The organism is Polyangium sorediatum, assembly GCF_029946465.1.
GTDB lineage: Bacteria > Myxococcota_A > Polyangia > Polyangiales > Polyangiaceae > Polyangium > Polyangium fumosum.
In genome coordinates, this window is the sequence record NZ_JARZHI010000014.1 from 104,318 (window position 1) to 118,753 (window position 14,436).

10 protein-coding genes are annotated in these 14,436 nt (G+C 69.1%); 4 read left to right on the forward strand and 6 right to left on the reverse strand.

What is annotated here, in order from left to right; all coding sequences use genetic code 11:
- Positions 1 to 28 precede the first annotated feature (28 nt).
- Together QHF89_RS18165 and QHF89_RS18170 are read left to right on the forward strand one after the other, a co-directional pair.
- Entirely contained in the window at positions 29 to 1,252 is a 1,224-nt protein-coding gene (locus QHF89_RS18165; RefSeq protein WP_136970698.1) for a WD40 repeat domain-containing protein, read from the forward strand.
- A 455-nt stretch (positions 1,253 to 1,707) separates the two neighbouring features.
- Positions 1,708 to 2,631 (forward strand): ADP-ribosylglycohydrolase family protein, encoded by a 924-nt coding sequence (locus QHF89_RS18170; protein ID WP_136970696.1) that lies wholly within the window; start codon positions 1,708 to 1,710, stop codon positions 2,629 to 2,631.
- A 16-nt stretch (positions 2,632 to 2,647) separates the two neighbouring features.
- On the opposite strand, the gene QHF89_RS18175 is transcribed toward QHF89_RS18170, so the two are convergent.
- Positions 2,648 to 3,859, reverse strand: a complete 1,212-nt coding sequence (locus QHF89_RS18175) for a winged helix-turn-helix domain-containing protein (protein WP_284720641.1) — start codon at positions 3,857 to 3,859, stop codon at positions 2,648 to 2,650.
- Between the two features lie 298 nt (positions 3,860 to 4,157).
- On the opposite strand from QHF89_RS18175, the gene QHF89_RS18180 reads away from it, so the two are divergent.
- Entirely contained in the window at positions 4,158 to 7,178 is a 3,021-nt protein-coding gene (locus tag QHF89_RS18180) for a hypothetical protein (protein WP_136970694.1), read from the forward strand.
- Between the two features lie 20 nt (positions 7,179 to 7,198).
- On the opposite strand, the gene QHF89_RS18185 is transcribed toward QHF89_RS18180, so the two are convergent.
- From QHF89_RS18185 to QHF89_RS18205, 5 genes are all read right to left on the reverse strand, one after another.
- Positions 7,199 to 9,079, reverse strand: coding sequence for an SMP-30/gluconolactonase/LRE family protein (locus QHF89_RS18185; protein WP_136970693.1), 1,881 nt, complete (start codon positions 9,077 to 9,079; stop codon positions 7,199 to 7,201).
- Positions 9,080 to 9,215: 136 nt separating this feature from the next.
- Positions 9,216 to 9,704, reverse strand: coding sequence for a hypothetical protein (locus QHF89_RS18190; protein ID WP_136970692.1), 489 nt, complete (start codon positions 9,702 to 9,704; stop codon positions 9,216 to 9,218).
- Between the two features lie 199 nt (positions 9,705 to 9,903).
- Positions 9,904 to 10,233, reverse strand: a complete 330-nt coding sequence (locus QHF89_RS18195) for a Rieske 2Fe-2S domain-containing protein (RefSeq protein ID WP_284720642.1) — start codon at positions 10,231 to 10,233, stop codon at positions 9,904 to 9,906.
- A complete protein-coding gene (locus QHF89_RS18200; protein ID WP_136970690.1) occupies positions 10,221 to 11,663 on the reverse strand; it encodes an iron-containing redox enzyme family protein in 1,443 nt (480 codons plus the stop codon). The genes QHF89_RS18195 and QHF89_RS18200 overlap by 13 nt, the downstream gene beginning before the upstream one ends.
- A gap of 30 nt (positions 11,664 to 11,693) precedes the next feature.
- A complete protein-coding gene (locus QHF89_RS18205) occupies positions 11,694 to 12,827 on the reverse strand; it encodes a 50S ribosomal protein L11 methyltransferase (RefSeq protein ID WP_136970689.1) in 1,134 nt (377 codons plus the stop codon).
- 327 nt (positions 12,828 to 13,154) lie between these two features.
- Between QHF89_RS18205 and QHF89_RS18210 the strand changes: the two genes are divergently transcribed.
- Entirely contained in the window at positions 13,155 to 14,435 is a 1,281-nt protein-coding gene (locus tag QHF89_RS18210; protein ID WP_136970688.1) for an ATP-grasp domain-containing protein, read from the forward strand.
- Position 14,436: the final 1 nt, after the last annotated feature.

Sequence of the window (14,436 nt, forward strand, 5' to 3'; positions counted from 1 at the left end):
AGGCTTCCTACGTAGGCAGGAATCTCCCATGACGAACCGGATTGACGTTCAGCGTGTCCTCTTCACCGGCCCTTCCGGTCTATCCGCGCGAATTGCCATCGAGAAGGATGACACCGGGCGCCCGGAAGCCGTTGTCACGACGTCGGGGGGCGCCAAAGAGAAGTCCAAGCGGTTCAAGCATTCGGGCTACTACAGCGAGCTCATGTACGAGACCGCGCTTGATTTCGTCATCGACAAGGCGCTCGTCCATCTTTCCAAGCAGCGATTCATCGTGAAGCCTCCGCAGGACGGAGCGCTCGACTTTCTCTTCCCTACGGACGTCGGGCCGTCCACCACGAACGCCTTTGCCGTCGACGAGGCGCGCGGTTGCGCGTGGATCGGTGATTGGGGGGTGTTGCGGCGCGTCGACCTTGCGAGCGGAGAGATCCGCGATCTTTCGCTTGGAGATTATCGAGACATCCGAGACGTCATCGTGGACGTGGACGGCCGGGTCCTCATCCACGCCCTTCGTGCGGAGCCGGCAAAGGGAATGTGGCTGCCGCCGTTGCCGCCGGGGAGTTCGACGAAGCAGGGCATTCTTCGTTCCGACGGCTCGGAGCTGGAGATCCTCGTCACGGCGGACGGGCGACTCCACGGGGCTATCGATCCGCCGGCGTGCTCGCTCGCGCTCGCTTCGAGTGGATCTGCGGGAGCCGGCGCTTTCGTCGGGCCCCATGACGAGGGGCTTGGTCTCTACGATCGAGCGGGAGAGCTCCTTCGTCGTTTCTCGGTCAAGGCCCAAGGAACCTCCAACGCCGCTGGAGCCATCGACCCCGACGGCGGTTTTGTGGTCGTCACGAGCGCAGACGGCAAGCTGACGCGTCATGATTTGCAGCGCGGCGACGAGACGACGCTTCGTGGTGACTTCGCGGAAGCTCGTCAACTCGCCGTCCTCGCCGATGGAACGACGCTCGTTCTCGGCGCGGACTACGACATCCATTGCATTGGACCTCACGGCCCTTCTGGTAAACTCGGCGTACGAGCGACGCAGTTCTCCATCACGCCCGACCGTCAGAGCGTGGTGGTGGCCCAGCACCCTCAGGTGGTGACCATGATTGACATCGCAACGGGCAACGCCCGATTCGAGCTCACGACGATCGGCGCCGACAAACCGAGCCGCGCGATGGTCGTCGGAAATCACGTCTACGCACGAGGACTGCTCTTCCATCGGATGGCGCTCCCGCGCAACGGATACGGCGCTGTCGTGAGCTGACCCGGGACCACGTGCGGTGGATGCGGAACGTTGTGGAGTTCACCGCCGCCCGCGTGGACCTGACCGGGGAGCGCGTGGACCTGACCGGGGAGCGCGTGGACCTGACCGGGGAGCGCGTGGACCTGACCGGGGAGCGCGTGGACCTGACCGGGGAGCGCGTGGACCTGACCGGGGAGCGCGTGGACCTGGGCCGGGACCGTGCGCGGGGTGTGCGCGCGACGCCTGGACCCGAGGGGCGAGCGGTTGGGGTTCGGCGAAGCCTTGCGCGGGGTTCTGCCGGGAGCGCGTGCGGCTCTCCGCCGGACGCGTGGACGTCCCAAGGTGGACGCGCGGAGTCGAGGACGGCACGCCTGAAGTCGACAGGGCCGCGCGTGGACCCGAGACGTGGTGCGCCTGGACCTTTTGGGGAATCACCTGGACCGCTCGGCGGAGCATCTGAGGTATCCTTCCCCCCCATGACCCGCCCGTCCGACCACGCATCCCGCATGGAACGCGCCCTCCTCGCGCTCGACGGTCTCTCCACGGGCGACGCCTTTGGCGAGCGTTTTTTCGTGCACCCCGACCACGTCGAGCGCCTGATCGGCGATCGCGCCGTTCCCGCCGCTCCCTGGGGGTACACCGACGACACCGTGATGGCCCTGGGCATCGTCGAGGTGCTCGATCGCCACGGGAAGATCGATCAAGACGTGCTGGCCCGCGTGTTCGCGCGACGGTACGGCGCCGATCCGCGTCGCGGGTATGGCGGCGCCGCCCACGAGATCCTGCGGAACATCCTCACCGAGATCCCGTGGCAGTTCACGGCCAAAGCCGTCTTCGGCGGAACGGGTTCGATGGGCAATGGCGGGGCCATGCGCGTCGCGCCGCTCGGGGCTTATTTCGCCGACGATCTCGACGAGGTCGTGCGCCATGCCAAAGCCTCGGCCGAGGTCACGCATGCCCATCCGGATGGCCAGGCCGGCGCGGTCGCGGTGGCCATCGCGGCCGCGGTCGCGTGGCACATGGGCACGGGAAAAGAGCCCCGATCGGGCGAGGCCCTGCTGCGCGCGGCCTTCCACCACACGCCCGACGGCGAGACGAAGGACGGTCTGGCGAATGCATTGGCGCTCCCGCTCGACAACGATCCTCGAGATGCGGCGAGCGCGCTCGGATCGGGGTATCGCGTGCTCTCCTGGGACACGGTTCCGTTTGCGCTCTGGTGCGCGGCGCGGCACCTCGACAACTACGAAGAAGCGCTCTGGGTGACGGTCAGCGGCCTCGGCGACCGGGACACGACGTGCGCGATGGCGGGTGGCGTCGTGGCGCTTTCGGCAGGGCGCGCGTCGATCCCGGCCGCATGGCTCGCCGCGCGGGAGCCGCTCGCGCTCGGTGAGCCGGGCTGAGGCGGTCGCGCCGTCGTCACGCCGAAAGGCCCTTCAACGCCGCCCGAAGCGCCCCCGCGAGTTTCCCCCGTCGTGCCACCTCGACCCGCTCCATGCCGAGCCACGTGGCCATCCTCGAAAGCTCCGCCGCCAAGAGGTCGGGCGTGTCCGGGCCCGCGCCCGGCTCGGTGTGAGAGGCCTGCACCCGCAGCACCTTCTCTTTGCGGTCGGCTTTCAGGTCCACGCGCGCCGTGATCGTGTCGCCTTCGAGGAAAGGCAAAACGTAATACCCGTGGGTGCGCTTCTCGGCCGGCGTATAGATCTCCAGCCGGATCTTGACCCCGAAGAGCCGCTCGGTGCGGTCGCGGAACCAGATCAGGTTGTCGAACGGCGAGAGCAATGCGCGGGCGGCGATCTTGCGCGGCGTCTGCGCCTCGGGGTGCAGGTAGGCCGGCTTGGAAAACCCCTCGACCTTGACGGGTAAGAGCTCGCCGGCCTCGACGAGCTCTTGCACGCGGGCGCGAGCGCCCTGCAAAGGGAGGCGGAAATAGTCGCGCAGGTCGGCCTCGGTCGCGACGCCCATGGCGCGGGCTGCGATACGGACGAGCGCGCGCTGGGCGTCGGCCTCGGGCGGGGTGGGCATGCCGTGGATTTCGGCAGGCAGGACCCGCTCGGTCAGATCGTAGACGCGCTCGAAGCCACGCCGCGTGGCGGTCGTGACGTAGCCGGCCCAGAACAACCATTCGAGCGCCCGCTTGCCCTCGGACCAGGACCACCAGCCCGACGCGCCGCGCGGACCGGTGGCGAAATCGCCGCCCGTCACGGGACCTCGTTTCTCGATTTCGGCGAGCACGCTCTCGATGTACGGGCGCCGCTCCTTGCCGAAGCGCGCGAGCCCGCCCCATTGCTCGCCCGCCTCCGCGCGCGCCATGCGCCATCGCAGCAAGGGCTGGAGTGCGAGCGGCAGGAGCGAGGCTTCGTGCCCCCAGTATTCGAAGAGCGTGCGCTTGTTCCCCCAGGCCTCCGTCTCCAGGAGCGCCTGCGGATACACGCCGAGCCGCGAGAAGGCGGGCAGGTAGTGGGTGCGGACGACGACGTTGACGCTGTCGAGCTGGATGACGCCGAGCCGCTCCGCCGTCTTCGCGAAGTGACGCCGGTTCACGCTCGCCGGTCGCGCTTCGCCAAACCCCTGTGCTGCCAGGGCGATACGCCGCGCTTGGTTGGCCGAGAGGTCGAAGGTCTCCTTCATTGGGGACGCGCATGGTAGCCGTAGTGCGCCCGAGGGCCAACCAGGGCGCGCGCGTCGCAGCACGCAAGCGACCGCGGCAGCGCTTGACAACATGCCCTGCCCGCCTGCAAACTGCCGCCGCCGCCATGTTCTTCTTCTTCGTGTAAGCGCGGGCCGTCCGTTCCCAATCGTCGCCCCTGGTGTCTCTCGTACCCAGGGCGGACGGGGACGGCTGCGCGCTGCACGTGAGCTCGTGGCCCTTCGATGCCGCGTCACGCGTGCGCGCCATCCGTCCGCCTCCGCCCCGAAGGAGGAGCGCATGGACTCCGTCTATGGCGCGTCGAACCCGTTTGCGACGGGCTCGATGGCGCGCGGGATCGTTTTTGTCCGTCGAATGGTATCCGTATCCGCAAAGCTCCGTCGGCCCGCCGTGCGCGCCGTCGTTTTGATTCACCTCGCCGCCGCGGCGCGCGCGCTGGAGCGGCGATATTTGGGGGCCCCGACCTGTGAAGGCGAGCTCTCCGGCGGGATCCTCGCGGAGCTTCGTACGCTCGTCGGCGCGCGTGAAGGCTGTGAGGCGGGCCCGGCGGGAGCGCTGCTCGTGGCGTATCTGGAGGAGCGGCTTGCCGCCGAGGAGTGCCTCACGCCGCGGGCGCTCACGCGGATCGCCGCGCGCGCGGAAGGGCTCTTCGGCAGCATCGAAGCTGCGCGGCTGCATCGCTTCAGCGTCGAGCTTGCGAGCGGACGGCGGCGAGAGGCGCTCGAACGCGCGCGGGCCTTGCCCGAGGGCACGGTGCGCGCGCGTGCCCTTGCGCGGATCGAGGATGGACTCGAGCACCACCCGGGGCGCGAGCGCGCGTGCTCGTTCGTGGGAAACCTCGATTCACTGGAGGAGGCGCGTCTGTATCGACCGTCCTTGCCGCTCGTGCGGGAGCTGCTCGTCGTGGGCGGGGACGCGCTCCCCCTCGTCGAGGCCCTGCTCCCGCAGATTGAGGGAAACGCAGGACAGGAGGCGCGCGCGCTTTGGGCGATGGCGATGTATCCGGAGCGCGGGCCCGCGGGGGTCCTCGCGCTCCTGCGCGCCGTGCGCCACCGCAGCGCGTGGAGCCATGGATGGCTCGGCGCGATGGGCGCGGCGCTTCACGCCAAATGCGTGGACCACGCAGAAGCGCTGCTCGCGCACGCGCCGGGACGAACGCTGCGAGGTCGGGCCGAGCTCGCGATTGCGACCTTTCTCGCCGATCAGGGAGAGCGGCTTTCGGCGCGGCGCAGGCTCCAGCGCGTGGAGGATCCCGCGCTCGGGCCTGCGATCCAGCTCTTGCTCGCGCGCCTCGACCTCGACGCGGGCTTCGCGCGCCGCGCCGAAAAACGCGTCTGTGCCCTGCCGACGACGTTGCTCGTCCCGCCGCGGCGTGCGGCTGCGCACGCACCACGGCTCGAAGGCGAGCCCGAGCCGATGGAGACCACGCTGGCCCGCGACGCATGGCTCCTGCGGATCGCGCTCTCTTGTGGGCGCACGGACGACGATCGCGACGATCTGCTCCCGCGCGAGCTCGTGGATCGCGCTTTCGCGGATGTTTCGTTGCGACGCGCGTTGTTTCATGCCGGACCCTGGAATGACCTGCTTTTTCCCGACAAAGGAGAGCCGCACGGGGGGCGCTGGTGGAAGGAGCAAGAGGCCAACGCCACGTGGATCACGGAGCATTGCCTTGCTCTCCTCCGGAACGCTCCCACGCAGAGGGACACGCTCGCCGATCTCGAAGGCGACGGCCCCGTCACGCCCGAGGCGGCCTTCGCGCTCGGCGTGCTCGGCCCTGCGTCGAGCTGGGATCGTTGCCGTCGGGATCCACGTTTCCGTGACGCCCTCGGCGCCGCGCGCGCCCATTACGACGAGGGGATCTCGCTCACGAGCAGCCGCAAACGGCGCCGCGTGGCGCTGATCGACGCGGCCCGCGCCCACCTGCGCCGCGTGCTCGACATGGATCCCGTGCGCGGCGAGGAGGAGCACGTCGCCACGACGTCGCGCATTCGGTGCCTCCAGAACCTCGGCGGAGAGCAGGCCACCACCATTCAGCACCACGCGCTCGTGCGATCCATGGAACGTGGCGGGCATTCGCAGCTCCGAAAAGCCCTGTTCCACGCGCTCGCCGCGCTCGCTCCGCAGCGCGCGACGGAGGTCTTCGTCGAGCGGTACGAGGTCTTCGCGCGGGATGGGCAGGCGCCCTGGGCCGCGGAGCAGATCGAGGCGCAGGGCCTCTTCCCGCCCGGCACCACGAAGGGGCACGACAGCGCCTTCACGCACCTCACCGAGCGCCTCGGCGATCGGGCCTCCGCGTGGCTCGCCGACTTCGTGCGGACGTTCGCGCGGGACGTCGGCACGCCCCCCGGCCCCGAGGTGCTGGCGCTCGTGGACACGCCCGATCTGCCGGCGACCGGCGAAGCGCGGGTGCGACAGATCCTCGAACGTCATGAGGCGCTCTTTCAAGGCGATGCCGAGGATTTCGTGGGTCGCCTCGTCGAGGCGCCGGAGCGGCTGCAGTTGCTCTCCGCGCTTTGCCCCGTGTCGCCGGGGCGCCATGCGGAGGCATGGAAGGGGGACGATTGGGCAAACCTCGTGGAGCGACTTCAGAAGGACGTCGGCGGGGTCGCCGGCGGCCCGATCGCGCGCCTTCGCCGGCATTTGCCCGGCGCCGAGCACGCCGTGCAGGCGCTCGTCCAGGGCGCGCCGCCCGTGCCCGCGTTCGCGCGCCCGCTGCCCCTCGGATCGAGCGGCGTCCTCAGCTTGCGGTACCTGGACAAACGGCGTGATTTTTTGGCGTTCTTGCGCTTCGCCGACTGCGTGCCCTGCTGCTTCAACAGCACGAGCTGGATGTACAGGCACGGAGACGAAAAGAGCACCAAGCACATGGTGCTCTCGCTCTGGAAGGACCCGCTCTCCTTCTGCTTTCAGCTCGTGCGCGCGCCTCACGCGGGCGTGGCCGAGGCGCAAGGGTTCGTGTTTGGTGGCTTCGGGCTCTGCGAGGATCGCCCCGCGCTGCTCTTGAACGGCCTTTATTTGCGCCGCCAGCTCCCATGGCTGCGCTTTGCAATCGTCGAGGCCATCGAGCAAGCGTTCTGCCGGCCGCTCGGCATCCGCCTCGTCGCGATCGCCGCGCGGTACGGCGGCGCGGGCCCGCTGCCGCCGGAATACAAGACGCAGCGAGGGCGCACCGTGCATCGGCTGCGGGCGCTCCGCGCGCCGAGCGGCGTCCTCGTGACGCGCGTGTACGACGACCTTTCGTCGCGGATCAATGGCGACATCACGTCGTCGTACGACATGTACTGGAAAGAAATCGCGTGATCTGCGGAGATCCCAGTCTCTCAGGCAGGCAGCGTATACACGCCGACGTCGCCGTGCTCGGTGCCGACGACGAGCGTGTTGCCGCGGAAGGCGCAGAACGCGCGCTCGCCGTGGACGCTCCGACGGCCGAAGATCGGGCCGGTCCATGCGGCGATCGTGCCCTCGGGATTGCAGAGGACGACGCCGAGCGCGTGGCTCTTCGTCTTCGCGGTCACGGCGAGCCAGCGGCCGTCGTGGCTCACGGCCACGCTGCGCAGCGGGCCGTCGGAGAACTTCGGATCGGTCTTCGCGCCTCCGATGCCGTTCTCGAGCGCATTGAGGCGCTCGCAGTTACCGGCCGCGTCCCAGCGGAAGATACGGCACCTCGCGAGCGCGTAGACCTCGCTCCCGTGGACGACGAGCTCCGAGGGCCACGTATAGCCCTTGAGCTTCTTCGGGACCGTGTGCGTGCGCAGGACCGCGCCGCTGGCGTCGCGCTCGACGAGCGTGGTGTCGGTGCCGACGAAGAAGCGGCCCGCGCCGTCGCTGCCGAGGCAGGCGGAGCCCGGGAGATCGCCGAGCGCCGTGATGGCGCCGGTCGTCACGTCGAGCAAGCGCAGACCGGTGGAGCCGTGGACGGCGAGCCGATCCTCGTCGATCCACGCAACGAATGCGGCGGGCTCGATCCGCCGCACCTCGCGCCCCTCGGCGAGATCGAGGATCACCACGGGGAAGCCTGCATTGCCGCAGCGAACCGCTGCATATCGGCCGCGGGGCGATATCCGGAGGCCATCGAGGGCGGGTTCGACGGCCGGCGTGACCGGGATGGGCGCGCCGCCGTCGACGCGCACGCCGTCTTCATGGAGCGTGACGACACGCTCGCCGGCGAGGCCGAGGCCAAGCAATGCCACGGGGCCGTCGCCGATCGGCCGCCCCGTGCGCGGGTCGACGAGGAAGAGGCCGAAGCGCGACGCAATCGCCAGGTGCTCGTCGAGGAGCGCCCAGATCCCGGGGCCGATCAGGGTGTGCTGGGGCGGCACGACGGGCAGCTCCTCCGGCGCGAGGTGCTCTGCGTCGAAGAGCGTGTTTTTGCCGGTATAACGGCCGAGGACCCAGCGGCCGTCGACGCTCGCGAGCATCGGGTTGCGTGCGCGCCAGACGTCCGCGCGTCGCCAGGCCTGAAACACCTCGGGCACTGGGAGCTCCGCGCCGTCGCGGCCGCGGCGTTGCGTGGCGTCAGGTTGCTCGACGTCCTGACCGAGGTAGAGCGTGCCCTGTCCGACGCGGAGCACATGGCCGGGGCCCCCGCTCCCACGGCTCGGGACGAAGGCGCCGCCCTCGCGCGCGTACCAGCCGTCGTAGAGCAGGACATCGCCGGTCGCCGGATCGGCCTGGGGCGGGAGGTTTCCGCTGTTGCCGATGCGGAGCGTGTCGACGAGGGTATTCGTGTTCGTGTCGTGCGTCGTGATCATTTCACCGCCGTCGCGATACACGACGAGGCGCAGCCGCTCGGGCGCGAGGGGATCAAAGAAGGGCCACGCGCCGGGCGCCTCGATTTGCGACGCGGCTCCGTCGGGTCGGACGACGTGGATCCTGTCGCCCACGGCGAAGGCGACGACGCCGGCATCCGAGACCGCCGCCTTCCCGAGCCGCGCGTCGCCGAAGCGATAGCCGGTGCGCGCCGGCGTGTGCACGAGGACCTCGGTGAAGGTGCGCCCATCGTGGGAGAAGACGCGGACCCGGAGCGCGTCCTTGTCGTCGCGTTCGTTCTCGTCGGCGGGAGGGAGGGCGTCGAAGACCGCGACGTACAGGCCGCGGGGCGCGACGACGATGGTTGCGTCGACGGCCGCCGGCCTGCCGGAGAGCGGCAGGGCCAGATCCGATGCACGGGACAAATGGGGCCAGCTCTTCGACTTTGCCATGACCTCTCCCGTAGGGCGCGGTCTCATACAGCACCGCTGTCATTTTGCCCCAGCCGTGAGCATGATTTTGACGCGCGCTCGTGGTCTCGGCCACGCAATGAGGCGAGACGTCGCGGCTCTTCGCGAACAACGCCTCTTACGCGTCTTCCGTCGCCGGACGCAGTGACGTGAACATCCCGAGGATTCCGGCCCCGTCCCCCGACACGGTGACGCACGTGGCCTCGTCCCCGAGCAAGCCCCGCTCCCGCGCGAGCGCCTTCACGGCCCTGTCGGCATTCTGGAGCTGGAGCCCCACCGCGCCGCCGCCGATCCGCACGGGCATCCCTCGTTTCAGCTCGATCACGTACGCCCGTCGGCGCGCCCGCCGCGGGTTCGACATGTCGATGGCCAGAAAATCGCCGCAGAAGGCGCGCTGGTTTGCCCGGAAGAGCCAGAGCTCGGTGCGGCGGCAGAGCAGCTCGCGGGCGAATGCGTGCTCGTCGGCCTTGAACGCGAATGCATGAAAGGCGAAGGCCGCATCGGCCTGGGAAGGTTTGGTGATTTTCTGGACGAGCTCGCAGAAGAGGTCGCGCCGCGCGACGGCGCGGCGGGTGAGCTTGATCGTAAGCGGAAGACGGGGCGCCATGAGGTCCTCGGGGGCGAAGGTCGAACGCAAGGCTCGCTCGCTCGCGCCATGGGAGCGCGGGACGAACGGCGATGGAGCGCGCCGGGGAAAGCAACGCGGGCGGCGGAGGGACCCGCCCGGCGAGAGGACCGCGTTGCTACCGGAAGACCTTCATGGCGCCACCTGAATGCGCCGAGCCTACACCCGGCGTGAGATCCGGTCAACGGCGCGTCGCCAGGACCAGGCGACCGTCAACCGTGATGGGCTCGCCGCCCGGATCCGGCACGACCGCCGTGGCGCTGCCCGGGCGCACGACGAGCGGCGCGGCGTCGCGCTGCAGGCATCGGAGCGAGACGTTGCCGTCGTGCCACGGGCAACGAATCGTGCCCGCGTCCGCGTCGAGCTGCCCGAGGTGCAACGGCCCGCCGCGGTGCGGGCACGCCGCCCGCAGCAGGTGAAAGACGTGCCCGTCCGTCGTGCTCAGAAAAAAGCGCAGGTTCCCCGCGATCACGAAGCGCGCGTGACCCGGATCGAATGTCACGACAGCCATCGCTGAACCTCGCCGATCGAGTGGATGTCGTACGTGCATTCGTCGGACTCGATGATCGCGCCGTGCAGCCGATTGCGCCGGATCACCGTGCCCTCCCCCGCGTGCAGCAGCACGGACCGCTCGTGCCCTGTCACGAACCGCATGGTGCCGGACTGGATGAAGCAGAGCTCGTCGCCGTCGTGCACGTGCGTCACCGAGAGCTCGCCGCGCGGCTCGACGAACTGCTGCACCCTCGGCTTGTCGTGGCTCTTCTCGATGTTCCGGTGAATCGCCGGGGCCAAGGATTTCCAGTGGGCGCTGCCGTCGGACCAGGCGACCTGATCGATGAAGTCCTGCGTCGCAATGTCGGTGAGCAGCTTGCCCTCCTCGAACCCTCGCACGATGTCCGGGATGATCCCCTCCCCGAACATCTCCACGGCCGGCAGGATCATCTTGTCGTAGACCATCCGGCTGTGGTGCCCATCGATATGGGCGTGCTCCTGGAAGTAGCGGACGTCGACGCGCGGGCCGAAGATCTGGCGGAGCGTGTCCGCCATGCGTCGGCAGAGCGCGATGAAGGCGGTCTCGGCCTGGAAGAGCGCGCCGAGGTACCGGAAAAACCGGCCGTGGTTGCGGCAGACATAATTGTAGTAGTTGTTCAGGAGGAGCGACGATCCCAGGTAAAACTGCCAGTACGTGTGTGGCGTCGAGGCAAGGCCGACGCTCTCCAGGGCGCCTTCGTAGAGCGAGCTGTGCCGGGTCTGGTGGACGCCGTAGCCGAGCTCGTCGATGAGGATCTTGAACATCTCCGACTGGAGCGGCCCGTAATGGCCGCCCGCGTTCCGCCCCATCGCCGACGATTCGAGGAGGAAATCCCCCGCGAGCTGGAGGAGGCACGTCCGGGCCGCGTGCGCTGGGTCCGCGGAGGCGAGGAGGGTGCTCGCCATGGGACACTCGGTGCGCCGCCGCTCCTCGGCGAGGAAGCTCTCGAAGTATTCTTTCATCGAGGCGAGCGTCCAGCGCCCGGAGACCGAGATCGTGTCGTCCAGGAAGCTGAACAGATACGACTCGAGCCACGGCCGCACGACGGCGCCGAGGACCTGCGCGCGCCGCCCGTAAAACTCCTCGAGATCGGCGCGCTTCGAGGCGAGGTCGCGGCGCGGGAGCAGGACGAAGTCGCTCTCGTACAGGGTGAGCAGCGTGCGGCTCGCCGTCAGGCTCGTGTAGGTGAGCAGCTCCTCGCGGGTGAGCGGCTTTCGGAAGTCGAGGTACTTGAACACGTGCGGTCGCAGCGGGCGGCGGTACGGGTTGTCCTCGACGAGCCAGGTCTCGATGTCGGCGTAGAGGTCGCTCTCGCCGTACGCCTGCAGGCATTGGGCGAAAACGTCGTAATCTTCGACGACAGGGGATTTCGAGCGTTCGTCCAAGGGGATGTGTTTCTTGTGCTGCATCGTCACTCCGTGGGGAATCGGCTTTGGGTATCAAGAGAGCGAGAAGCGAAGGCTCGTGTCGTCGTGCCTGCACGTGACGTTCACGACCTCGGCGCGCTCGACGTCGATCGGCGCCTCGAAACATTGGACGGCCTGCATCCAGTGGCTCTGGGGGTTCGTCGGGGCGTTCGTCAGGACGACCCCGCCGCCGAGGTCGAGCTCGAACCAGAACGCGATGCCGTGGACGCGGCCGCGCCGGCTCGTCGTGACCGAGACCGCGCGGGTGCGCGGATCCAGGGGACCCCGCGCGAAGTCGAATTCGAAGGCCTCGGCGGCGGAGCTCAGGAAGACGTGCGGGTGCGCGCGCAGGCGCACCGGAAAATACGATTTCGTCGAGACCTGGTTGAACAGGCTCACGTCGAAGCCGCCCGCCTCGAAGGCGAAGTTGTTGCGGTGGACGGCGTCGCTTTCGAGGAGCTGGAAGCGGACCTTCGCCCGCCCCGGGATGATCGTCGCCCCGGGTCGCAAGAGCTTTTCCCGCGCATGGCGGACGATCGGAAGAATCCCTTCGCCGAGCAGCCCACAATCGACGGTCTCGGTCACCAGCACATCGGCGCGCCTCGGCATGTCCCGGCCGACGACGAGGTCGGTCGATGCCTTGGGGATGACCGAGATGTGAGGGTCGAGCTTGTTCTCCGTGATGATCCGCCGCGCGAGCCGCGCGATCGCCGCGACCGACTCGCAGGTGAACACGGCGCCTGCCCCCGCGCGTGCCGCCATCATGGAAAGGAGCCCCGTCCCGGAGCCCACGTCGAGCACCGTGCAATGCGAGTCTCCGATGGCGGTCCCGAGCGCTCGCTCGAAGGCCTGGTTGCGCTCGTGATCGTTCAGCATCGCGAAATGCCAGCGCGGAATGAGCTTGCGCTGGAGCCCGTTCATCGTCAGGAGGAGGGCCTCGTTGCCTTCGTCGAGCGTCGAGGCCTCCTCGAATCGTTCGAGGGCCCGCTCCAGTTGAAAACTCGCGGCGAGGCGGCGGCCCTCTTCGACGAGGGCGCTCGCGCGCGCTCGATCGGCCACGACGCGTAGCTTCGCGCGAGGCGCTCGCCGTTGCTCCCTGCTCGACTGCGGGCCGGCAGCGGACGCGGTCGGGTTTTCCTGCGCGCCCATTCCATTGTACAACTTCACGAGGTGTCCTCCTTTGGGGCAGTGTGCCGCGAGCCTCCCCACAGCATTCCGTGTGCCAGACACAACTCGCGGCGTTCCGGGCCGTGCGACGCGCCGCCGCCCGCGCCGCCACGCCGCGTGCCTGCCGAGCCCGAGCGTTCCGCGGCATTGCGTTCCCCTGCAGGGTTTTGCGTGACCGTGCAAGCAAGCCCCGTTCGTCCGACCGACAATCCCCGCGACAAATGCGCTGGATCCCGCGCCGCGAAGGGATCCGGGCCCGATGGCACGAGGCTTGAGGGAGCCGGCGCCGAGGGGCTCGACCCCACGACGAGAAACCAGGAGACCACGATGCCCACGACCCGCCCAAACGCAGACCCGAACGGCCGCCCCACCATCCTGCTCGTGAGCAGCGGCTATCACCTGTACCGCGAGTACCTTCTGCGAATGATCTCCGCGTCCGCGCGGGTCTTTCTTTTCCTCGACCGGGAACCCACGTGGGAACGGTCGTACATCGCGGATCACCAGATCGTCGACACGCTCGACGCGGAGGCCATGATCGCCGCCGCCCGCGAAGTCGCGGCGCGCATCGCGATCGACGGCGTGATCTGCTGGGACGAGATTCGCATGGTGCACGCGGCCCGCGTCGCGGAGGCGCTCGGCCTGCCGGGCACCTCGCCGGTCGCGGTCGGCCGGTGCCGTGACAAACATCAGACGCGCAGTGCGCTCGCCGCGGCCGGCGTGCCGCAGGCGATCTCCAAGCTGGTATCGTCCGTCGAGGAAGCGGCGAAGACGGCGTGGCAGATCGGGTATCCGGTCGTGGTCAAGCCACGAGCGCTCGGCGCGAGCATTGGCGTGAGCCGCGTCGAGAGCCCCGACGAGCTCGCCGCCGCCTATCACCACGCGAGGACGTCCACGGAGGACGGCGTACCCCATTACGATGCGAGCGTGCTGATCGAGGAATACCTCGAAGGGCCGGAGATCAGCGTCGACGCCGCGTGGGTGAACGGCCGTCTGGTCCCGCTCTTCATCGCGCGCAAGCTCCTCGGCTTCCCCCCGCATTTCGAGGAAATCGGGCACGTCGTGGACGCGCGGGATCCGCTGCTGCTCGACCCGGCGCTGCTCCGCGTGCTCGACGCGGCGCACCGCGCGGTCGGCTTCCGGACCGGGATCACGCATACCGAGCTGCGCCTCACCGAGGCCGGTCCCAAGGTGATCGAAATCAACGCCCGGCTGGGCGGCGACCTCATCCCCTACGTCGGCTGGGTCGCCACCGGCATCGATCCGGGGCAAGTCGCGGTGGACGTCGCTTGTGGACGCCCGCTGCGCATCACGCCGACCCGGCTGCGGGTCGCCTCGGTGCATTTCCTCTATCCGGCCGAGGACACGACGGTCTCCGCCGTCGAGGTGGACCAGAGCGCGCTCCCGGTGTCCGTGGACGTCGCGGCGACCCTCGCGGCGCCCGGGCAACACCTCGAGTTGCCGCCGGCCGGCCATGTCACGAGCCGGTATGCGTATGTGGTCCTGTCCGGAAAAACGGCCATGGAGTGTGCCGTCGGCGCCCAGGTGGCCGCGCACGCGATCAAGCTGCACGCCAAGGTGGCATCCAAGGCTGCGGGAGGAGGACAATGAC

Bases quoted from the DNA above. Each gene is read 5' to 3' on its own strand.
- QHF89_RS18170 (WP_136970696.1), top strand. From the start codon at position 1,708: ATGACCCGCCCGTCCGACCACGCATCCCGCATGGAACGCGCCCTCCTC.
- QHF89_RS18195 (WP_284720642.1), bottom strand. From the start codon at position 10,233: ATGGCTGTCGTGACATTCGATCCGGGTCACGCGCGCTTCGTGATCGCG.
- QHF89_RS18175 (WP_284720641.1), bottom strand. From the start codon at position 3,859: ATGAAGGAGACCTTCGACCTCTCGGCCAACCAAGCGCGGCGTATCGCC.
- QHF89_RS18200 (WP_136970690.1), bottom strand. From the start codon at position 11,663: ATGCAGCACAAGAAACACATCCCCTTGGACGAACGCTCGAAATCCCCT.
- QHF89_RS18185 (WP_136970693.1), bottom strand. From the start codon at position 9,079: ATGGCAAAGTCGAAGAGCTGGCCCCATTTGTCCCGTGCATCGGATCTG.
- QHF89_RS18210 (WP_136970688.1), top strand. From the start codon at position 13,155: ATGCCCACGACCCGCCCAAACGCAGACCCGAACGGCCGCCCCACCATC.
- QHF89_RS18190 (WP_136970692.1), bottom strand. From the start codon at position 9,704: ATGGCGCCCCGTCTTCCGCTTACGATCAAGCTCACCCGCCGCGCCGTC.
- QHF89_RS18165 (WP_136970698.1), top strand. From the start codon at position 29: ATGACGAACCGGATTGACGTTCAGCGTGTCCTCTTCACCGGCCCTTCC.
- QHF89_RS18180 (WP_136970694.1), top strand. From the start codon at position 4,158: ATGGACTCCGTCTATGGCGCGTCGAACCCGTTTGCGACGGGCTCGATG.